At 69.7% G+C, this 21,092-nt stretch carries 17 protein-coding genes; 10 read left to right on the top strand and 7 right to left on the bottom strand.

Annotation, left to right across the window (positions count from 1 at the left end; translation table 11 throughout):
- The 5 genes from clpX to ML539_RS14295 form a co-directional block, all read right to left on the bottom strand.
- Nucleotides 1–1,245 carry an ATP-dependent Clp protease ATP-binding subunit ClpX gene (gene clpX / locus ML539_RS14275; protein WP_026852223.1) on the bottom strand — a complete coding sequence of 415 codons (1,245 nt, stop codon included), beginning with the start codon at nt 1,243–1,245 and terminating at the stop codon, nt 1–3.
- An 18-nt stretch (nt 1,246–1,263) separates the two neighbouring features.
- Nucleotides 1,264–1,734, bottom strand: a complete 471-nt coding sequence (locus ML539_RS14280) for a GreA/GreB family elongation factor (RefSeq protein ID WP_243294830.1) — start codon at nt 1,732–1,734, stop codon at nt 1,264–1,266.
- Between the two features lie 53 nt (nt 1,735–1,787).
- Entirely contained in the window at nt 1,788–2,768 is a 981-nt protein-coding gene (locus ML539_RS14285) for a lysophospholipid acyltransferase family protein (RefSeq protein WP_243324959.1), read from the bottom strand.
- Nucleotides 2,769–2,835: 67 nt separating this feature from the next.
- On the bottom strand, nt 2,836–3,954 hold the full coding sequence (locus ML539_RS14290) for a glycosyltransferase family 9 protein (RefSeq protein WP_243324960.1): 1,119 nt from the start codon (nt 3,952–3,954) through the stop codon (nt 2,836–2,838).
- Nucleotides 3,955–3,974: 20 nt separating this feature from the next.
- On the bottom strand, nt 3,975–5,285 hold the full coding sequence (locus ML539_RS14295; protein WP_243324961.1) for an arginine deiminase family protein: 1,311 nt from the start codon (nt 5,283–5,285) through the stop codon (nt 3,975–3,977).
- Between the two features lie 196 nt (nt 5,286–5,481).
- Between ML539_RS14295 and ML539_RS14300 the strand changes: the two genes are divergently transcribed.
- The 3 genes from ML539_RS14300 to ML539_RS14310 all read left to right on the top strand — a co-directional run bounded on the left by ML539_RS14300 (nt 5,482) and on the right by ML539_RS14310 (nt 8,066).
- Nucleotides 5,482–6,063 carry a peroxiredoxin gene (locus ML539_RS14300; protein WP_026852219.1) on the top strand — a complete coding sequence of 194 codons (582 nt, stop codon included), beginning with the start codon at nt 5,482–5,484 and terminating at the stop codon, nt 6,061–6,063.
- Nucleotides 6,064–6,498: 435 nt separating this feature from the next.
- On the top strand, nt 6,499–7,107 hold the full coding sequence (locus ML539_RS14305) for a 1-acyl-sn-glycerol-3-phosphate acyltransferase (RefSeq protein ID WP_243324962.1): 609 nt from the start codon (nt 6,499–6,501) through the stop codon (nt 7,105–7,107).
- Nucleotides 7,108–7,184: 77 nt separating this feature from the next.
- Nucleotides 7,185–8,066 (top strand): DMT family transporter, encoded by an 882-nt coding sequence (locus tag ML539_RS14310; protein ID WP_243324963.1) that lies wholly within the window; start codon nt 7,185–7,187, stop codon nt 8,064–8,066.
- Between the two features lie 5 nt (nt 8,067–8,071).
- On the opposite strand, the gene ML539_RS14315 is transcribed toward ML539_RS14310, so the two are convergent.
- Nucleotides 8,072–10,942: a DUF748 domain-containing protein gene (locus ML539_RS14315; RefSeq protein WP_243324964.1), complete on the bottom strand. Its 2,871-nt coding sequence runs from the start codon at nt 10,940–10,942 to the stop codon at nt 8,072–8,074.
- Nucleotides 10,943–11,096: 154 nt separating this feature from the next.
- On the opposite strand from ML539_RS14315, the gene ML539_RS14320 reads away from it, so the two are divergent.
- Nucleotides 11,097–12,416: a cyclic 2,3-diphosphoglycerate synthase gene (locus tag ML539_RS14320; RefSeq protein WP_243324965.1), complete on the top strand. Its 1,320-nt coding sequence runs from the start codon at nt 11,097–11,099 to the stop codon at nt 12,414–12,416.
- Nucleotides 12,417–12,485: 69 nt separating this feature from the next.
- A complete protein-coding gene (locus ML539_RS14325; protein WP_243324966.1) occupies nt 12,486–13,586 on the top strand; it encodes an NADH:flavin oxidoreductase/NADH oxidase in 1,101 nt (366 codons plus the stop codon).
- A gap of 24 nt (nt 13,587–13,610) precedes the next feature.
- Here the strand turns inward: ML539_RS14325 and ML539_RS14330 are convergent, their stop codons facing one another.
- Entirely contained in the window at nt 13,611–14,315 is a 705-nt protein-coding gene (locus ML539_RS14330; protein ID WP_243324969.1) for a phosphoribosyltransferase family protein, read from the bottom strand.
- Nucleotides 14,316–14,427: 112 nt separating this feature from the next.
- Here ML539_RS14330 and ML539_RS14335 point away from each other — a divergent pair, with 112 nt between their 5' ends.
- The 5 genes from ML539_RS14335 to ML539_RS14355 all read left to right on the top strand — a co-directional run bounded on the left by ML539_RS14335 (nt 14,428) and on the right by ML539_RS14355 (nt 20,966).
- On the top strand, nt 14,428–15,936 hold the full coding sequence (locus tag ML539_RS14335) for an amino acid permease (protein WP_243324971.1): 1,509 nt from the start codon (nt 14,428–14,430) through the stop codon (nt 15,934–15,936).
- A gap of 9 nt (nt 15,937–15,945) precedes the next feature.
- Nucleotides 15,946–17,409: a heparan-alpha-glucosaminide N-acetyltransferase domain-containing protein gene (locus ML539_RS14340; RefSeq protein WP_243324973.1), complete on the top strand. Its 1,464-nt coding sequence runs from the start codon at nt 15,946–15,948 to the stop codon at nt 17,407–17,409.
- Between the two features lie 79 nt (nt 17,410–17,488).
- On the top strand, nt 17,489–18,733 hold the full coding sequence (locus ML539_RS14345; RefSeq protein ID WP_243324975.1) for a hemolysin family protein: 1,245 nt from the start codon (nt 17,489–17,491) through the stop codon (nt 18,731–18,733).
- 180 nt (nt 18,734–18,913) lie between these two features.
- Nucleotides 18,914–20,188 carry a hypothetical protein gene (locus ML539_RS14350; protein ID WP_243324977.1) on the top strand — a complete coding sequence of 425 codons (1,275 nt, stop codon included), beginning with the start codon at nt 18,914–18,916 and terminating at the stop codon, nt 20,186–20,188.
- A gap of 22 nt (nt 20,189–20,210) precedes the next feature.
- On the top strand, nt 20,211–20,966 hold the full coding sequence (locus ML539_RS14355) for a response regulator (RefSeq protein ID WP_243324979.1): 756 nt from the start codon (nt 20,211–20,213) through the stop codon (nt 20,964–20,966).
- The last annotated feature ends 126 nt before the right edge of the window (nt 20,967–21,092 follow it).

Below are 21,092 nucleotides of genomic sequence, written 5' to 3' on the forward strand. Positions count from 1 at the left end.
TCAACCCGCCGCGGAGATGGGCTGGGAAGGCAGGCCCAGCACCTCTTCCACCTTCTGCCGGGTGATGCGCAGGGACTCGCGCGAGGTGCGCTTGTCCGAAGGCAGCTCGTACATGGGCTCCAGCAGGATCTGCTCCACGAGGCTGCGGAGGCCCCGGGCGCCCAGCTTGCGGGTGAGGGCCTGCTCGGCGATGGCGTCGATGGCGCCCTCCTCGAAGCTCAGGTCCACGTCATCCATGTCGAAGAGCTTCACGAACTGCTTGGTGATGGCGTTCTTGGGCTGGGTGAGGATGGCCACCAGGGCCTCGCGGTCCAGGGGCGAGAGGCCCGCCACGACGGGCAGACGGCCCACCAGCTCGGGGATGAGGCCGAACTTGATGATGTCCTCGGGCTCCACCAGGCGCAGCAAGTTCTCCTTGTCCTCCTTCGACGAGGGCGTGGAGCCGAAGCCCACGGCCTTGGCCCGGATGCGCTGCTTGATGATGTCCTCGATGCCCACGAAGGCGCCGCCGCAGATGAACAGGATGTTGCTGGTGTCCAGCTGGATGAACTCCTGGTGGGGGTGCTTGCGTCCGCCCTGCGGGGGGACGTTGGCGACCGTGCCCTCCACCAGCTTCAGCAGGGCCTGCTGCACGCCCTCGCCGCTGACGTCGCGGGTGATGCTCGGGTTCTCGCTCTTGCGGCCCACCTTGTCGATCTCGTCGATGAAGACGATGCCGCGCTGGGCCCGCTCCACGTCGTAGTTGGCGGCCTGCAGCAGCTTGGTGAGGATGTTCTCCACGTCCTCGCCCACGTAGCCGGCTTCCGTCAGCGTGGTGGCATCGGCCATGGCCAGGGGGACATCCAGGAAGCGGGCCAGGGTCTGGGCCAGCAGGGTCTTGCCCGTGCCCGTGGGACCCAGCAGCAGGATGTTGCTCTTGGACAGCTCGACCTCGGGGCCGCCCAGGGCCTTCCGGGGGGTGACGATGCGCTTGTAGTGGTTGTAGACCGCCACGCTCAGGCGCTTCTTGGCGGACTCCTGCCCGATGACGTAGTCGTCCAGGAAGGCCTTGATCTCCTTGGGGCGGCTGAGCCGGGCATCGGGCTTGCCCAGGGGCTTGCCCTGGCGGCTCATCCGCAGCTGGAGCTGGCCCGCCTCCAGGCACTCGTTGCAGATGAACGCCTCCGGTCCCGCGAGGAGCTGCTCCACCTCGTGGGGCTCCTTGCCGCAGAAGGAGCATTTCTGCTCGCGCTTGTACTTGTTCATGGCGGGACCTCGCCGGACCTAGGCTACATCGTGAATGGTCTTCAGTTCCAGGATCTCGAAACGCCGGACGCCCGCCGGGATCTGGACCCGCACCTCGTTGCCCTCCTCCTGGCCCACCAGCGCCATGCCGATGGGGGAACTGATGCTGAGATGCTGGGGATGGCCGTCGAGTTCCTCAGGAAGCACCAGCTTGAAGGTGAACTCCTCCTCGGAATCCAGGTCCAGGATCGTGACTTTGGACCCGTAGGCGGCCCGGGTCTTGGGCAGACGGCTGATGTCCAGGCTGGCCACCTCGGAGATGCGCTTCTCCAGCGTCACCAGCTTGTTCTGGAACATGTCCCGCTTGGCGAGGGCCTGTTCGTATTCGGCGTTCTCGGACAGGTCGCCCTGGCCGGCGGCCCGGGCGATCTCCTGGGGGATGTCCACCAGGAGGGCCTGCTTGACGGTCTTGAGTTCCTGTTCGAGCTTCGCAAGCACGTGCTTGGGCATGGGGGGTGTCCTGGTAAAGGGGGTCAAAAAAATGGCGGGCCGAAGGGGCCCGGTCACGCAGGGGGTGGTTGGATCGATTCTACCCACTCCCGGGGCGGAAGCGGAGCCGGGAGGGGATGGCCCTCCCCCGGCCGGGTCTTGAAGCGGCGATGCATCCAGAACCACCAGCGGGGATCCTTGCGGATCTGGGCCTCGATGCGGGCGGTCATGAGCTGGGTGGCCACCCAGGCATCCCGGGCCGCGTCCCCGGTGACGGGCACGTGGAAGGCGGGCTCGAAGCGCACCGTGGTGGTGCCATCGGGGTTGGGCCAGCTGAAGACCGGGAGGACCGGCAGGTCGTAGCGGGCGGCCAGGCTGCCGGCGGTAGAGAAGGTGGAGGCCCACTGGCCCAGGAAGCGGACGAACACGCCGCTGGTGAGGGCGTCCTGGTCGAGGAGGAAGCCCACGCCCCGCCCCGCCTTCAGGGCTTTCAGGGTGTCGCGCATGGCGCCGTCCTTGAGGATCACCCGGTTGCCGAACCGGGTGCGGAAGCCCAAGGAGATGGGCTCCAGCAGAGGGTTGTCCAGCTCCCGCCCGATGGCGTCAATGGTACGGCCCAGGCGGCTCTGGGCCAGGGCGACGGCCTCCCAGTTGCCGTAGTGGCCCGTGAGCTGGATGAAGCCCTTGCCCGCGGCCTGGACGGCATCGAAATGCTCCAATCCCTCGACCTTGATCCAGCGATCGAGCTCTTCCGGGGTGGCGTGGCGCAAGCGGAGGAGGCTCACGAAGAGGCCCCCGAAGTGCCGGAAGCAGGCTAGGGAGAGGGCCCGGGTCTCGGCCTCGGACAGGTCGAGATCCGCGAACCGCAGGTTCTCCCGGACGATGCGGCGGTGCCGGGGGTCCACCAGGTAGAACAGCCTGCCCGCCCCCTCGCCCAGGGTCTGGACGGTGGTCATGGGCAGGCGGCCGAGGATCCCGTCCAGCAGCCGGAACAGCCCGTACTCCAGGCGATGCCTGAGCTTGGGTTGGGGGGTCTGCGGGGGGGTGGGGGTCAAGTCGGCCCTAAAAAAAGGGGCGCCTCGGGTGACGAGGCGCGGAAATCCAGTCTAGCAGGAACCTCGCTCAGGATTCCTTCATCAGCATTTCCAACACTTCCAATACTCTCGCCGGGGAGATCCGGTGGGCGCTGGAGCCGTGGGTGGGGAAGCCGTCGGGAGTCGCCGGATCACAGTCCACATCCGGCCCCCGCAGGGGCAGGGCGCGGGGCCCGATGGGGTTCACCCAGACTTCGGGGCTGGGCCCGAAGAGCGTGACCGTGGGTCGGCCGGTGGCGGCGGCCGTGTGGGCCAGGCCCGTGTCGATGGCCACGTTGCCCTGGGCCGCGGCCTGGATGGCGCAGGCTTCGGGAAGGGTGGTCTTCCCGGCCAGGTTCAGGGACCCGGGGACGGCGCCCGCCAGGGCCTCGCCCAGGGGCACCTCGTCGGGCCCGCCCAGCAGCACCGGACGGAACCCCTGCCCCTGGAGCAGGCGCATCAGCTCGGGCCAGGTGCGATCCTCGGGGAACCAGCGCTTGCCGAAGCCGCGGGTGCCGAAGGCCAGGGTGACGTAGGGCTCTCCGCCCCAGCCCTCGGCCCGCAGCTTGTCCGGCCCCTGGTGGCCGCCCAGCAGGGCCGGTGTCAGGGGCAGCCAGAGGGCCCGGCCGTCGCCCGTGAGGGCTTCGAGCAGGGGCTGGATGCGGGTGGCGATGTGGAGGGGCAGGTTCCGGTAGCGGATGCTGCGGTGGTACAGCAGGCGCAGGTGGTTGTCGGCGATGCCGGCCCGGAGCGGCACCCGGCTCAGCCAGGCGGCGAAGGGCAGGCGGGCGCTCTGGGAGAGGTTCAGGAAGGCCGCGGGCGGACGCTTCCGCCAGCCGCGGACCAGGGCCCAGGGATCGGGCTTGGCCGCCCCGCCGCCCTCGATGTGGGCCTCGGCGATGAAGGCGGGATCGGCCTCGGAGAGCAGGGCCGCGCCAATGTGGTGGCCCACGGCGATCCAGCGGAGCTGCACGCCCCGCTCCGCCGCCACGGCGTTCCAGTGGTGCTGGAGGGTGCGCAGGAAGGGCAGCGTCATCACCACATCGCCCAGCTGGCGGGGGAAGCGGATCCACACCTCGGGGGCCGCGCCTCCGGCCAGGGCCCGGTCGAAGCGGGCCAGGGCCGGGTGGCGGCCGGCGCTCATGCCCCCTCCCGAGTCAGGGCTCATGCGCCCTCCCGGGCTAGTGCTCATGCGCCCTCCCGGGCCAGGGGCATAGTCATGCAGCGCGGCCCGCCGCGGGCGCGGCTCAGCTCGCTGGCCTCGATCTGGACCAGGTATTTACCTCCGTCCAGCAGGTCCAGGGAGGGATCCGACAGGACCGCCTTCGCGTTCAGCACCTGGTAGCCGGCCCGGTCGAGCGCCTCGGCGGTGGCCAGGTTGCGGCCATAGCTGGTGATGACGCCCGGCGCCAGGCAGAAGGCGTTGGCGCCGTCGGTCCACTGCTCCCGCTGCTGGAGGATGAAGTCGTTCCCGCCGCAGAAGATGGGCCTCAGGTCGATGCCCACGCCCTTCAGGGCCTTCAGCAGGCTCGGGTGGGTGCTCATGCGCAGCTCGGGATGCCGCAGGTCGATGCTGGTGACGTTCAGCAGCTCCCGGCTGCCCTCCACGAAATAGGGCGGGTAGAGCAGGCACTCGCCCTCGCTGGTGCGGGTGAAGATGGTGTCCAGGTGCATGGCGCTGCGCTTCTTGGGCATGAGCACCATGAGCAGGTGGTCGAAGCTGCTGTCGTCCTCGGCGCGATGGTCGCGAAGGCTCTCGGCCAGGAGCTGGATGGCGTCCGCCTGGGTGCGCTCGGAGCAGCCCACGACCAGCACTTTGCGGCTGAGCACGAGGATGTCGCCACCCTCCAGGCTCACGGGCGCCTTGATCTCGCCACGGATGAGGGGCGTCACCTGGTCGAACCACTTGTCGTGCTCCGTGTGATGCCGGAGCCGCGGGTGGTGCCGGAAGACATAGCTGAGGATGAGGGGTTCGCGCTCCCGGGCCCAGGTGGCCATGGAGTTCACGCTGTAGCCGTCGCCGATGACCGAGGCCGGGTCGCGCATGAACAGCAGGTTCGGGATGGGCCGCACCCGGTAGTCGAACTCCTCCTCCCAGTGGGTGTGGGCCGGCATGTCGTCCCAGGGCAGGCCGCCGATGACGCTGCGGGCCACGTCCGCCGGGGTCATGTCCCGCAGGAGGTTGCAGGTGTCGTCCGGCAGCCCCACCAGGCGCCGCAGATCCTCGACGAACGCCAGCTTCACCCCCTCGTCCTGGAGGGCCGCGATGAAGAGGTCCTGGATGTCCAGCACCTCATCGGCCACCCGGGCCAACACCTGCCGGAACTGGGCATGCTCCTGACGGGCCAGGTCGCCGTAGAGGATGTCGTCGAAGAGGAGCTTCTCCATCATCCCCGGCACCATCAGGTCCACCTCGGGCCCGGGGTTGTGGACCACCACCTGCCGGAGGCGGGCGGTCTCGGAGAACACGGAAAGGTGGATGGGCTGAATGGGCTGCATGGGGGTCCTTGGGGGGGCCGGAACCCCGCAGGGTAGCATGGAAGCCCTGTGACTTCTGCATCTGCGTGCCTCAGTTGACCCATGGGTTCGATATACTTTACCGATTTAGTCAGATTTTTTCTTGAACCCTGGGGGGGCTGGCCCTAGCCTGATTATTCCCAACGAAACCCGGGGCAAGACCCCTTCTGGAGGCTTCATGGCCGCGTTCGTCACCCAGCCCGCACCCGATTTCAAGGCCGACGCCCTGGTCAACGGCGAGTTCAAGCAGATCTCGCTGTCCGACTACAAGGGCAAGAAGGTCGTCCTCTTCTTCTACCCCCTCGACTTCACCTTCGTCTGCCCCACCGAGATCCTGGCCTTCGCCGACGCCCTCAAGGAGTTCGAGGCCCGCAACACCCAGGTCATCGGCGTCAGCGTGGACTCCAAGTTCAGCCACCACGCCTGGGTCAACACCCCCCGCAAGGAAGGCGGCATCCAGGGCGTGACTTTCCCCCTGGTGTCCGACCTGAACAAGACCATCGCCCAGGACTACAACGTCCTCCTGCCCGCCGGCATCGCCCTGCGCGGCCTGTTCATCGTGAACAAGGAGGGCATCCTCAAGCACATCACCGTGAACCACAACGACCTGGGCCGCAGCGTGGAGGAGGTTCTCCGACTCCTGGACGCCATCGACTTCACCGAGGAGCACGGCGAAGTCTGCCCCGCCAACTGGCACAAGGGCGAGAAGGCCATGAAGCCGACCTTCGACGGCCTCAAGGCCTACGCTTCCGCCAAGTAGTCCGGCAGGGAACGCACGAAGCGGGCGCCGGAAGGCGCCCGCGGCGCGTACGCAGAGGCGGAATGGCCAAGGGCCATGACCATCCGACCGAAGCACAGCGAAGGGAGGATCGGACGGAATCGCCGCAGGCGATTGCCGCCCGGAGGGCGAGGGGCGGAGCCCCGAGTCACCATCCGACCGAAGCACAGCGAAGGGAGGATAGGGCCGCATCGGCGCAGCCGATGGCGGGGGCGCAGCCCCGAGGGCCAGAGGCCCGAGCCAGGCAGACCTTCGACGGCCTCAAGGCCTACGCTTCCGCCAAGTAGTCCGGCAGGGGACGCACGAAGCGGGCGCCGGAAGGCGCCCGCGGCGCGTACGCAGAGGCGGAATGGCCGGGCCCGGTTAATCTGTGGGGCCCATCCTTTCCATGCCGCGCTCCGCTTCGCGAGGATCCCTTTGCCCCAACCCAAGGATTACCCGTCCCTTCCCCCCGCCCTCCGCCAGCCCCGGGGCTGGCTGTGGCGGGCCCTCGGGCGGGCCTACCTGCGCCTGGGCGGCTGGCGCATCGAGGGGACGTTCCCGGAGGAGCCCAAGTTCGTCACCATCGTGGCCCCCCACACCTCGAACTGGGATTTCGTGGTGGGCGTCGCCGTGGTGTTCGCCCTGGAGCTGAAGGTGTCCTGGCTGGGCAAGCACTCCCTCTTCCAGACGCCTCTCCGGCGCTTCTTCCTCTGGCTGGGCGGCATCCCCGTGAACCGCCAGGTGAGCCATGGCGTGGTGGACGCCTGCGTGAAGGCCTTTGAGGGCGTCCCCGCCCGCCTGCTGGCCCTGGCCCCGGAGGGCACCCGCAAGGGCGTGAGCCAGTGGCGGTCGGGCTTCTACTGGATCGCGACGGCGTCCGGCGTGCCCATCTGGCCCGTGGGGTTCGACTTCGGCGACCATGTGATCCGGTTGATGCCCGTGTTCAGGCCCACCGGTGACCTGGAGACGGACCTCCCCCGCATCCAGGCGATGTTCAGCGGCGTGCGGGGCCTCCGGGAGCGGTCGGCCCCCAGCATTCAGTAGCCCTCCCTGCGCGACCATCCATGTCCGCACAGGAAACTCCCCTTGGCGGGCGCCCCAGGCTGCGCATACTTGCGGGCATGCCATGGCGCCGACCCTCCTCCTGGCCCCTGCCTGCCGCCCTGATCCTGGTCCTGGCGGGATTCTCCGCCAACTCCCTCCTCTGCCGGGCGGCCCTGGGGAGCGACTTGGCCGATGCCGCGAGCTTCTCCTTCCTCCGCCTGGGCGGAGGCGCCCTGGCCCTCCTGCTGCTCCTGCACCGGGGCAGGAGCACCCTCACCGGTGCGCTCCACCCGGGACGGGCCCTGGCGCTGGCGGCCTACGCGCTGACCTTCTCCTTCGCCTACCGGGCCCTGACCGCCGGAACGGGCGCTCTCCTGCTCTTCGGGGCGGTCCAGGCCACGCTGTTCGGACTGGCGCTCGCCAGCGGGGAGCAGCTGACGCCGAGGAAGGGGACCGGGGCGGCGCTGGCCTTCGCCGGACTGCTGGTGCTCACCCTCCCCTCCGCGCATCGGCCCCAGGCCTGGGCGGCCCTGCTGATGCTGGTCGCGGGCGCCGCCTGGGGTGCCTACACCTGGCTGGGACGGGGATCCTCCCGGGCCCTGGTGGACACGGCCGCCGCGTTCCTGGGAGCCACCGCCCTGGCGCTGGGCCCCCTCCTCCTGGCGGGGAACCGGCACCTCACTCCGACGGGGGCGCTGCTCGCCCTGGCCTCGGGCACCCTGGCCTCCGGCGCCACCTACGCCCTCTGGTACACCGTCGTGCCCCGGCTGGGAGCCATCCGGGCCGCGGTGGCCCAGCTCGCCGTGCCGCCCCTCACGGCCGCCGCCGGCGCCGCCTGGCTCGGCGAAGTGCCCGGAGCGCCGTGGTTCCTCGCGGCCGCCCTCACCCTGGGAGGCATCGGCCTCGCCCTCACGGGGGCCTCGCCCGAAGCCCGCCGGGAGGAAGCCGTACCCGAGTAGGCCGCCTACTTCAGGGTGAAGGCCACGACGGCGCCCTTGACCTGGCCGGTGCGGACCTGGAAGATCCGGGCCGGATCGGCCTTGCCCGTGTCCAGCAGCCAGGCGAGCACGCCCTTGGCGCGGGCGTCCGCCAGCTGGGCCAGATCGGCGGGATCCACCTTCTGGGCGCCCAGCAGGCGCTGCTCCATCTCCGCCGGGGGCGGAGGCGGGGCGGGCTTCTCGCCCTTGGCGGGCTGGGGCGCGGGGAAGGCGGCATCAAAGGCGGCCTTGAGCCAGCGCTCCCGCTCGGCGGGCGGCACGGGAGCCTCTTCCGCCTTGAGTCCCCGTGCGCGGGTGCGGCGCAGCAGGGCTTCCAGCGAAGCCTTGCGCAGGGCGCCGCCATCCTGGCCCTCGTCCGCTGCGCCTTCTGCGTCGAGGCGCAGTTCGGGCCGTTCCTGGAGGGCCTTCGCCAGCCCCTGGAGCTTGGCCGTGGCCGCGGCGTCCAGGGCGCTGGAACCGGGCGCGAAAGCCACACTGCTGAGGTCGCCGGCATCGCCGCCGAAGAGCTTGCCGATCAGCGTGAAGGGGGAGGCGGCGATCTTCCCCAGCAGGTTGAAGATGGCCTTCCACACCAGCTTTCCGTACTTCACATCCGGATCGTCGAGGTTGCCCTCGATGGGCATGTCGAAAGCGATGACGCCCTTGCGGTCGCGGAGGATCGCCAGGCCCAGCTTCACGGGCAGGCCCGTGGCTTCGGGGCTCGGCACCTTGTCGCCCAGGTAGAACTGGTCGAGCTTCACGGCGTTCTCGGACTTCAGGTTCCGGTGGTCGATGCGCAGGCGGGCGTCCACCTCCAGCTTGCCCTTCTGCACGGTGTAGCCCAGGTACTTGCCGGTGTAGGGCGTGAAGTCCGTGAGGTCGGCGCCCTGGATCTTCAGGGCCACATCCGTGTCCAGGTCGTGGCGCAGGGGCATGGCGTGGCCCGTGATGGTGATGGGCGCCAGACCGCCGGCCCGCCCCTTGAAGTCCACCTTGGACACCGCGTCGGGGCGGCCGGAGAGGCCCAGGTAGCTGCCTTCCAGATCGCTGAGCACTAGGGCCGCATTGGGCTGCACGGAGCGGTCGATGAAGCTGAGGCGACCGCCGGTGATGGCGAGTTTCTCGATGCCCAGGTCCGGCGCGGCGGCGGGCGTGGCGGGCACTACCGCGGCGGTGACCGCCGGGGGCTTGCCCTCCGGGGCCAGGCGCAGAGCCCGGGCCACATTCGTGCTGCCGTCAGGCTGCATCACGAGCCGGCCCTCGGGCTCGGTCCAGTCCACGGCCTGGACGGCCACGGACATGGGCGCGGTGCGGATATCCGCACCCGTCAGGCGCAAGGACTTCCAGCGCACGAAGGGCTCGTTCAGGGCCGCGTCCCGGGCCTCCAGGGCCTGCACCGAGGCGGCGCCCCGGTAGGTGACGCCATCGGTCTTGCGACCTTCGAAGGCGAAGCGCACACGACCGTCGGCCCCCAGCTTCCCCGAGGCGATGCGCAGGTCCAGGGTGGTGTCCAAGTAGGGATCCCAGGGCGCCAGCTCCAGCCCCTCGGCCTTCACCTTCAGGTCGCCCGAGGGCTTGAGCGGGGCCACCCGGCCGTCCACGCGGAGGGAACCCGTGCCGAGCCTCAGGTCCAGAGACATGGGGCTGTCGGCCTTGGGATCCAGGCTAAGGTCCTTCCAGCCCAGGGCCACGTCCGTGGCCTCCACCTTCACGGGTCGCGCGGGTCCCAGGTCCTCCCAGCCCACCCGGAAGCCCTTCAGGGCCAGGTCGCGGATCAGGAGCTGGAGCGGCTTCTCGTCCTTCTTCTTCTCCTTGGGCTTGGGCGGGGCCAGCAGGCGCACCACGTTGAGGCTGCCGTCCTTGGCGGCCTGGACGCGCAGCACGCCCTGCTCCGCGGCCACCGAGCCCAGGTCCACGGAGGGCGCCAGCAGGTCCGCCCGGCCGTCGCGAACCGCCACCGACGGCAGCTCGATGGCGGGGTCGGCCACGCCGCGCTCGGCGATCTTCAGCTCCTTCACGTCCAGCTCGATCCCGGACAGTTCCACCACATGGCGGCCCTTGGACCACTCGAAGCGGTACTGGGCCCGCAGGTTGCCCACGCCGCTGCGGATCTCGCTGGAGACCTGCTCCTGCTCGTAGGGCCGGTACTTGGGCAGCGACAGGTTCTCCAGCAGCACCGAGCCCTTGGAGGCGAAGGGCTGGAGGCTGAGGTCGCCCTTCCAGCTCAGGTGCTCTTTGGCCTCGGTCCAGGCCTCCAGGGCCACGCCACTGCGGTGGCCGACCTCGGTGCGCAGGTTGTCCAGGCGGAAGGCCACGGGCCCCAGCACGGTGTGAAAGGGGGCCGAAGCCGAGCGGTCCGTGAACTCAAGGCGCCCCTCCCGCATCTGGAAGCGCCGGACGTCCAGGATCCACTTGGAGGGCGGAGCCTCCGGCGCAGCCGGTGCTGGCGCCTCCTCCTCAAGCAGATCCTGGAAGTTGAGGCGTCCCTCGGGGTCCAGGACGGTTCGGACGGTGAGGCCGTCGACCTCGATGATCGCGAACCCCACCGTGTGACGCAGGAGCCGCCAGACGTAGGGGTTCACGTAGGCGCGCCGAAGGGTGATCCAGTCGCCGCCGCTCCGCTCGGCCACCCGCAGGCCTTCGACGGTGACCCCGAAGGTGAAGGGGTTGAAGCGCAGCCGGGCCACCGTGGTGGGCCGCTTAAGGGCCTGGGTGGCCGCCCGCTCGATGCGGGGCTTCGCCAGAGCAGGAATCAGGAAGAAGCCCACCAGGATCCACAGCGCGTAGACCCCGGCCAGGACCAGGATCAACCGGCGCCACCGGCGGAAGAAGGCCGAGAGGGAGGCTGGAATGGGCATGGAAGAAGCATAGACCTTCCCGTGCGGTGTGATTCAAGCCACTTCCCCATTCTCAAGACCTGCCCGGGACGGCTATCCTCCTTCCGTCGCGGTGCCGCCAGGACTGCCACCCCCGAGCGTGTCGGCGCATCGCTGGACCGAAAGGCATAGGACCATGCCGATCCGACGCGTGGTGATCCTGGGAGCCGCCGGGCGCGACTTCCACAACTTCAACACCGTGTACCGGGACAACCCCGCGTACCAGGTGGTGGCCTTCACCGCCACCCAGATCCCGGGCATCGAGGGCCGCCGTTACCCGGCCGTGCTCGCCGGGAAGCTCTATCCCGAGGGCATCCCCATCCTCGACGAATCGGAGCTGGTGGACCTCATCCACCGCGAGAAGGTGGATGTGGCCGTCTTCTCCTACTCGGACGTGCCCCACGCCACGGTCATGCACCTGGCGAGCCTCTGCATCGCCCACGGCTGCGACTTCGAGCTGCTGGGCGCAGACAAGACCATGATCAAGTCCACGAAGCCCGTCATCGGCATCACTGCCGTGCGCACGGGCGCAGGCAAGAGCCAGACCACCCGCTACATCAGCAACATTCTCAAGAAGCTCGGCAAGAAGGTCGTGGCCATCCGCCACCCCATGCCCTACGGCGACCTGGCCAAGCAGGCCTGCCAGCGCTTCGCGGACTACGGCGACCTGGACAAGCACGAATGCACCATCGAGGAGCGCGAAGAGTACGAGCCCCACATCGACAATGGCTTCATCGTCTACGCCGGCGTGGACTACGAGCAGATCATCCGCAGCGCGGAAAAGGAGGCCGACGTCATCCTCTGGGACGGCGGCAACAACGACCTGCCCTTCTACAAGAGCGACCTCCACCTCTGCATCGCCGACCCCCTGCGCAGCGGCCACGAGATGGCCTACCACCCGGGGGAGGCCAACTTCCGCATGGCCGACATCATCGTGATCAACAAGTGCGACAGCGCCAAGGAGGCCGACATCAAGGCCATCGAGGACAACGCCGTCCGGGTGAACCCGAAGGCCCGCGTCATCCGCGCCCACAGCCCCGTCACCTGCGACAAGCCGGAGCTGGTGAAGGGGCGGCGCGCCCTCGTCATCGAGGACGGGCCGACGCTGACCCACGGCTCCATGACCTACGGCGCCGGCGTGGTGGCGGCCAAGGCCGTGGGCGCCCACGAGATCGTGGATCCCACGCCCTACGCCGTGGCCTCCATCGCCGCCACCTACCGCAAGTACCCCAACGCCCAGGGCATCCTGCCCGCCATGGGCTACGGGGACCAGCAGGTGAAGGACCTGGAAGCCACCATCGAGGCCACGCCCTGCGACGTGGTGATGAGCGGCACCCCCATCGACCTCACCCGCATCCTCAAGGTCACCAAGCCCATGACCCGCGTCCGCTACGACCTGGCGGAGATCCGCGAGGGGGTGCTGGAGGGGGAGGTGCGCAAGGCACTCGGCATGTAGGCAACGCACGGTGGGAGGGGTCATCGAACCCCTCCCACCTCAGGTAGGCTCGATCGTCCGGGAGGTCCCATGACCCGCCTCTTCCAACCCCTCACGCTCCGCGGCCTCACGCTGCCCAACCGCATCGCGGTGTCGCCCATGTGCCAGTACCAGGCCACGGACGGGCTGGCCAATGACTGGCACCTGGTCCATCTGGGAGGCCTGGCCCAGGGGGGCGCGGGGCTGGTGATCACGGAAGCCACGGCGGTGGTGCCGGAGGGCCGCATCAGTCCCGATGATCTGGGCCTCTGGAACGATGCCCAGGCCAAGGCCCTTGCCCGCATCGCGCACTTCATCGCCTCCCAGGGCGCCGTGCCGGGCATCCAGCTGGCCCACGCGGGACGCAAGGCCTCGAACCCGGCGCCCTGGAAGGGCAGCGGGAGCCTGCCCGCCCCGGCGGGCGGCTGGACCCCCGTCGCCCCCAGCCCCCTGCCCTTCGATGCGGGCTGGACGGTGCCCGAGGCCCTGGATGAGCCCGGGATCCTGGCCCTCATCGAAGCCTTCATGGACGCGGCCCGCCGCGCCGTGGCCGCGGGCTTCCGGGTCATCGAGGTCCACGCCGCCCACGGCTACCTGCTGCACCAGTTCCTGTCGCCCCTGTCGAACCACCGCACCGACGCCTACGGCGGCTCCTTCGAGAACCGGACGCGCCTGGTCCGCGAGGTGGTGGGTGCCCTGCGCAACATCCTGCCCGAGGAGGTCCCCCTCTTGGCGCGGATCTCCGCCACCGATTGGGTGGAGGGCGGCTGGACCCTCGACCAGTCCGTGGCCCTGGCCAAGGACCTGAAGGACCTCGGCGTGGACCTGGTGGACTGCTCCTCCGGCGGCCTCGTGCCCCGCGCCGAGATCCCCCTGGGCCCCGGCTACCAGGTGCCCTTCGCCGCCCGGATCCGCGCCGAGGCCGGCCTCCCCACCGGCGCCGTGGGCCTCATCACCGGCGCCGAGCAGGCGGAGCAGATCCTGGCCCAGGAATCCGCCGACCTCGTCCTCCTGGGCCGCGAGCTCCTGCGCGACCCCCGCTGGCCCCTGCACGCCGCCCAGGCCATGGGCGCCGAGATCGCCTGGCCCGCCTCCTACCTTCGGGCCGCGGGAGGCTCGGTGCCGATGCGACAGCCGCTGGCCAGCCACTGACAGCTGATAGCTGATAGCTGAAACCTACATCGCCCGGAACAGCGCCAGCACCCGCACCTCGTCCGCCCCGCTCTCCCTCAGGACCTGGGCGCAGCGCAGGAGGGTGGTGCCGGTGGTCCACACGTCATCCACCAGCAGCACGATTCCGCCCGGCAACGCACCCCGCCGCAGGGCGACGGCCTTCCGTGGCAGACGGCGACGGGCGCTCTCCGTGCGCATGGCCTGGCGCCCGCGCCACCAGCCCTTGGCCAGCAGGGGCTCATAGGGGCGGCCGGCACGGTCCGCCACCACCCGCCCGGCCTCGGCGGCCAGATCGAATCCCCGCCACAAGCGGCGCGGCAGGGCGCTGGGGGCCGAGGTCACCCGGTCCACCTCCTGCACCCAATCCGGCAGCGCCGCCAGGGTCAGGTGCCGGAGGAGGGCCCTCCGCCACCCCGTCTCGCCCCGCTTGATGCCCGGCAGCACGAGCGCCCCGAAGGGCGGACGCCCGCCGTGGTAGTCCCACAGGGCCTCGCCCAGCTCCCAGGCCACCGGCTCCGGACAGGGGCCTTCGGCGTGCGGCAGGGCGCATCGCCCGCAGCGGCCCTCGGGGAGCGGCTGCAGGCCCTGCCAGCAGCGGGCGCAGAGGCCCGCCTCGGCCTCCGCGTCCACGGACCCCAGGCAACCCCGGCACAGGAGCAGGGAACCCCGCGCCCGCGCGAGGCCGTCCAGGAAGGTCGTCGGAAGCATGGGGGGCATCTTACCGAGATCCATTCGGTGCTAGCATCGCCGGAAGCCCCCTGGCCCATCATCCTGGAATTCCCTTCCGGGCCCCCGTCCCGGATCGCATGGAGCTTTGTTCATGTCGACCGAATCCCGCCCCACCTCCCAGGTCTTCGCCCGGAAGCCCCTGGCCCTGCTCCTCGAAGAAGCCAGAGGCGAAAACCGCCTGCGCCGCATCCTCGGCCCCGTGCAGCTCACGTCCCTGGGCGTCGGCGCCATCATCGGCGCCGGCATCTTCGTGGCCACGGGCGCCGCGGCCCACAACATCGCGGGCCCGTCGCTGATGCTCTCCTACGTGGTGGCGGGCATCACCTGCATCTTCGCGGCCCTGTGCTACGCCGAGTTCGCCGCCATGGTGCCCGTGGCGGGTTCCGCCTACACCTACGCCTACGCCACCCTCGGCGAGCTGTTCGCCTGGATCATCGGCTGGGACCTCATCCTCGAGTACGGCGTCTCCAGCGCCGCCGTGGCCACGGGCTGGTCCGCCTACTTCCAGAGCGCCATCAGCAAGATCGGCATCCACATCCCCAAGCTGCTGAGCGAGAGCCCCTGGAAGTACGACCCGGCCACGGGGCATTTCGCCTCCACAGGCGCCGCCATGAACCTGCCGGCCCTGATCATCGTGGCCATCGTGACGGCGGTGCTGGTGAAGGGCATCCATGAGAGCGCCAACTTCAACGCCGCCATGGTGGCCATCAAGGTTGCCGCCGTGCTCTTCGTCATCGGCGTGGGCGCCTTCTTCATCGATCCGGCCAACTGGCATCCGTTCGCCCCCTTCGGCTGGACCGGCCTGAACGTCTTCGGCCACCACGTGGCGGGCCAGACCGATCCGGCGGGGGCGCCCATCGGAACCCTGGCCGGCGCGGCCATCATCTTCTTCGCCTACATCGGGTTCGACTCCGTCTCTACCCACACCGAGGAGGCCAAGAACCCCCAGCGGGACGTGCCCATCGGCATCGTGGTGTCCCTGATCCTCTGCACGGTGCTCTACATCGCTGTGGTGGCCGTGCTCACGGGCATGGTGAAGTACGACCAGCTCGACATCAACGCGCCGGTCTCCATCGCCTTCAGCCAGAAGGGCCTGGGCTGGGCGGAAGGCATCATCGCCGCCGCGGGCGTGGCGGGCATCACCTCCGTGCTGCTGGTGATGATGCTGAGCGGTCCCCGTGTCTTCCTCGCCATGGCCCGGGACGGCCTGCTGCCCAAGGCCACTTTCGGCGACGTGCACCCCAAGTTCCGCACCCCCTGGAAGTCCACCATCCTCATCGGCATCTTCGTGGGCACCCTGGCGGGCTTCCTGCCCATCGACGCCCTGCTGCACCTGGCGAACATCGGCACGCTGCTGGCCTTTGTCATCGTCTGCGCCGCCGTGCTGATCATGCGCAAGAAGCATCCCGAGGCCGAGCGGCCCTTCCGCTGCCCCTGGGTGCCCTTCGTGCCCGTCATGGGCGTGCTCACCTGCCTCCTGCTGATGTTCTCCCTGCCCACGGCCAACTGGTGGCGGCTCATCACCTGGCTGGCCCTCGGCTTCGTCATCTACTTCCTCTACGGGAAGAAGCACAGCGTCATGAGGCAGCAGGCCAGCTAGGAATCGTCTATGTCCATCTGGGATGACCTGACCCCGTCGAAGCGCTGCGACTGGATCGACCAGCTGCGGGGCTGGGCCGTGATCGTGATGATCGAGGTCCATGCGGTCAACGTCTGGCTGCACGCCGGTCTCCGGCCGGACTGGCTGAACTACCTGAACGGCCTGGTGGCGCCCAGCTTCACCCTGGCCGCCGGCTACAGCCTGGTGATCTCCACCTTCCGCACGGACGGCACGCTGCGCCCCTTCTGGCCGGACACGGCCCGGCGCCTGGGCTTCATCCTCCTCTGCGCCTACGCCCTGCACGCCCCGGGCATCACGGCCGCGGACTGGACGGTGCTCAACACCGCCCAGAAGGCCCGGGAGCTCTTCAAGATCGACGTGCTCCAGTGCATCGTGTTCTCGCTGCTCGTCCTCCAGGGCCTCGCACGGCTGGTGCGGAACCCGCGGGTCTTCACGGTCCTGGCCCTGGCCCTCGCCATCTTCGTGCCCCTGGTCTCGCCCTCCCTCTGGGCCACCGGCGTGGCGGACGGCCTGTGGCTGCCCATCCGCGGACTCTTCAACGGCAACCCCGACCGCGGCGTGCAGGCCCTGTTCCCCCTGTTCCCCTGGTTCGCCTTCCCGGCCTTCGGCGCCTTCCTGGGAGGGCTCTACCGGCACTTCCGCGTGATGCAAGCGGAAGGGAAGGCCCGCTGGAGCGAGGCGCGCTTCCTCGCCGGCCTGGCCGTCCTCGGCGCCATGCTGCTGGCCTGGGGCGCCTCGGCCCAGCACGCCTGGCTCTGGGGCGGCACCTGGCTCCAGCACAACGGTGTCTGGATGCTGCACAGCAAGTCGGGGGCCTTCACGTACGCGGAGCTGGGGGCCATCTCCAACGCCACCCTGCCCAGCGTGGCGGCCCGCCTGGGCTGGATCCTCCTGGGCGGCGCCCTCATGGGTGCCGTGGACCTGCTGCGTCCGCGCTGGAGGGGCCCCAATCCCATCGACGCCGCCAGCCGGGAATCGCTGCTGCTCTACATGCTGCACCTCAACCTGATCTTCAGCGTCCTCCTGGCCCCCGCGGTGGTGGCCCTCACAGGCTGGGGCTGGGGCGGCCTGGGCTGGGCGGGCACCCTGTCGATGACGGCCCTCATCATCGCCCTCAACCTCGCCGTGGGCGTCTGGTGGCAGAAGGTGCGGAAGACGCCGGACCTCATGCGCCGCCTCCAGCACCGCGCCGTGGCCGTGCTGGGAGTCTGGTTCGTGCTGGGCGGCTGGTGGACCTTCCGCCACTTCCTCCAGAGCCCCGAGCTGGCCAAGGAACCCTACGGCTTCCTGAACGCCGCCCGGGCCCGCAAGGGCCTGCCGCCCACGCCGGATGGCCTCTGCCGCGACCCGGAGGAATACTTCCGCGAGGCCGGGCGCCGGAAGCTCCATCTCAGCGACGAAGCCAAGGCCGACCTGGCCCGGCAGATCCTGGCCCGCGGCGGGAGCCGATAGCGGCCGACGGCGGAAGCCGCTGGTCCTCGGCGACTGAAGCCGCTAGCGGCCACGGAAACCCGTTAGAATCAATCCAATCATGGCTGAATCCGGCGGCAGCGCCCCCACATCCTGGCTCCTTCTGGCCGCCCTGGCGGTGCTCCTCTACCGGGGAACCACCATGGCGCTGCAATCGGCCTTCCACGCCCTGCCCTCGCTCCAGCGCCGCCGGCTCCTGGAGGAGGACACCATCCGCGACCCGCACCTGGCGGCGCTCCTGGAGCGGCCCCGGACCCTGGGCCTGGGCCTGGAGTTCTGGAACAAGGCCCTCTTCCTGGTCCTGCTGGGCCTCCTCTGGCCCTTCCGGTCCATCCTTCCCGGCGGCGGCTGGACCCTGGGCCTCCTGGTGCTGGCGGGGCTCTGGGGCATGGACCTGGCCCTGCCCGCCCTCCTCACCTCCGCCGATCCGGGCCGCTGGCTGATCCGCCTCTTCCCCTTCTACGCGCCCATCCAGCCCCTCCTGGCCCCCCTGGTGGACCCCGTGGCCCGGTTCATCGAGCGGCGCTCCCAGGAGCGCGCGAAGGACGCCGATCCCGAGGACGCCACGGAGGAGGCCGTCACCGCGCTCCTCGAGGAAGGCGAGGCCGAAGGCATCCTGGAAGCCGGCGACCGGGAGCTCATCCGCAACGTCGTCACCTTCGGCGACACCCTCGTGCGGGAGGTGATGACGCCGCGCACCCGCATCGCCGCCGTTCCCCTGGAGGCCAGCATCCAGGAGGCCTGGCAGACCTTCACGCGGACCCGCCACTCGCGGCTGCCCGTCTACGAAGGCAGCATCGACCACATCCGCGGCGTGCTCCTGCTCAAGGACCTCATCCAGCTTCCGGATGGCGACCAGCCCCCCCTCGCCACGCTCATCAAGCCCCCCCGTTTCGTGCCCGAGAGCAAGCCCGTGATGGACCTGCTGCGGGAGATGCAGCGCACCCGCACCCAGCTGGCCATCGTGGTGGACGAGTTCGGCGGCCTCTCGGGGCTGGCCACCATGGAGGACCTGCTGGAGGAGGTCTTCGGCGAGATCCAGGATGAGCACGAGGCCCCCTCGGGCCTCGTGGTGCAGGCCCCCGGTGTCTACGTCGTCTCGGGCCAGGCCCATGTGGATGACGTGGCCCAACGGCTGGGCCTCGCCTGGGAGCGGGACGGCTTCGACACCCTGGCCGGCCTCGTCCTCGCCCGCCTGGGCCGCGTGCCCCGCCCCCAGGAAGCCGTGGACGTCGAAGGCGCCCGCCTCACGGTGCTCCGGATGGAGGGGACGCGGATCGTGCAGGTGCGGGTGGAACGGACCTAGCCGACCGTCGGATCGCGGAACGCCCTGCGGGCAGGGCGGTGAAGCGAGGATCCGGCGAGGAGGCTGCGCCATGTGGCCCGCTCTCGGAGCTTCGCTCCGCGAGTGGAAGAAAAACGCGTAATTGCGTAGCAGTTCCGTACTCCAAGCCCCAGCCGCTAGGCTGGAGATTGGAGCAACTGCATGATCCGTCGCACCCTCGTCCTCCTGGCCATCCTCGGCCTGCCCGTCACCCTGCTGCTCGTCCGCCGCATGCAGCGGAAGGCCCTGGTGCCCCAGCCCCGGGGGATGGTGCTGGGGCTCTACGCCGGCATGCCGGACTACGACTACCACGAGGAGCTGGACCGCATCGCGGCCACGGGCGCCACCTGCGTGAGCCTCCAGGCCATCTACCGCATGGACACGGGCCACAGCAACGAGATCAGGCGCCATCCCACCTCCAGCCCCACGGAAGAGAGCCTGCGCCGCACCTTCCACGAGGCGAAGGTCCGGGGCCTGCGCATGATGTTCTTCCCCACCATCAACCTGCGCGACGAGGCGGACAACGCCGACTGGTGGCGCGGCAACATCGAGCCATCCGACTGGGACCTGTGGTGGCGGAACTACACGGACTTCAACGTGCGCCTGGCGGCCCTGGCCCAGGAGGGCGGCGTGGAGTGGTACAGCCTCGGCACCGAGATGGCCTCCACCCACCGCTTTCCGGACCGCTGGCGGGCCCTGGCCGCCGAGGTGCGCAAGGTCTTCAAGGGGAAGCTGGTCTACAGCGTGAACTTCGACAGCCATGACAGCTTCACCTTCGGCGACTGCCTGGATGTCATCGGCATCAACACCTACGACCCCATCGCCAAGTACGACGAGTACCCCACCCACGACCAGATCCGCGACGCCTGGTGGTGGATCGTCTACAAGGCCCGCACGCTCTCGGCCCGCTTCGCGGATGCCAAGGGCCCCAAGCCCGTGATGATCACCGAGGTGGGCTACCCGAGCGTGGCCCATGCCCACGTGGGCCCCTGGGACTTCCGCACGGACAAGCCCGTGGACCTGGCCCTCCAGAATGAGCTGCTCAAGGGGGCCTTCGGCGTGCTTCGGCACTGGAGCGACGGCGACGCGGTGTTCTACTACCTCTACGGGGAGAACCTCAACCGGAAGCCCATCGGCGGCCCCCTGGACCGCACCTATGCCGTGTGGGGCAAGCCCGTCGAGGCCACCCTGCGGACGTACTTCCACGAGCCCATCTGGGAGGGCCACATCCCGCCCAAGGCCGAGAACCTCCATGAAGCCATGGTGCAGTCCCTCGTGAGCTGGCACCGCAAGGTGCGGGACTACGAGGACGCTGAGCTGCCCCCCTGGGTGATGGACTGGGAGGCCCGGCACCCCGTGGACGCCGCCGAGGCCCTGGCCATCCTCGCCAAGGAGCCCACGCCGGCGCGTAAAATTCCCAAGGGAGAGGCCCGGTGACGGTATCCTGAATGTAGGTGCCATGAACCCAGCCGCCCATTCCCGCCTCCGTCCCGACCTCGACGCCCCTGGGCGCACCCTGCTTGTCGTGGAGGACGACCGGGCCACGCTCAGCCTCTACCGGGCTGGCCTGAAGGGCCTCCAGGGCTTCCGGATCCTCGCGGCCTCGAACGGCCAGGAGGCCCTGGAAGTGCTCCGCCAGGAGGCGGTCCACGTGCTGGTCACCGACCTTGACATGCCCGTCATGGACGGCTTCAACCTCATCACCAAGGTGGGCCGGCTCTACCCCCAGATCCCCGTCATCGTCATGACGGGGCTGGACGAGGGCCAGCACCTGAACACCCCCCTGGACCTGGGGGCCGTCCGCATCCTCTCCAAGCCGCTCCGCCTGGGGCACCTCATGGAGGTGATCCGCACGGCGGTCCAGGCCGAGCCCGTGGGCGTGATCCGGGGCCTCACCCTCGGCAGCATCCTCCAGCTCTTGGCCTGGGAGCAGAAGTCCTGCACCCTCACGGTCAGGTCCCAGGCCGGCATGGGGCTCCTCTACCTCAAGCGCGGCGAGGTGATCCACGCCGCCTACCGCGACCAGAGCGGCTTCCCTGCGGTCTACGAAATCCTCACCTGGGACCGCCCGGACATCGAGTTCGTGGAGACCTGCCGGGTGGAGCGGACCATCGACACCCCCCTCACCGAGCTGCTCCTGAACGTGGCCCTGATCAGCGATTCCCTGGGGCCCGAGGGCGATCCGGACCCGTCTGCGGGCCGCCCCGGAATTTGACAGTTCGCGCCTCCCGGGGTGCAGGTATGGGACTTTCGTCAAAACCGGCCGGCCGGGGGAGCCAAAGGGCACCCACCGGGGAATAATGGCGCGTGTGCGGCCCCGAGGGGCCCCCTTCCCAGGCAG

Origin of the sequence: Geothrix sp. SG200, assembly GCF_022808935.1 — a bacterium.
Taxonomy (GTDB): Bacteria; Acidobacteriota; Holophagae; order Holophagales; family Holophagaceae; genus Geothrix; species Geothrix alkalitolerans.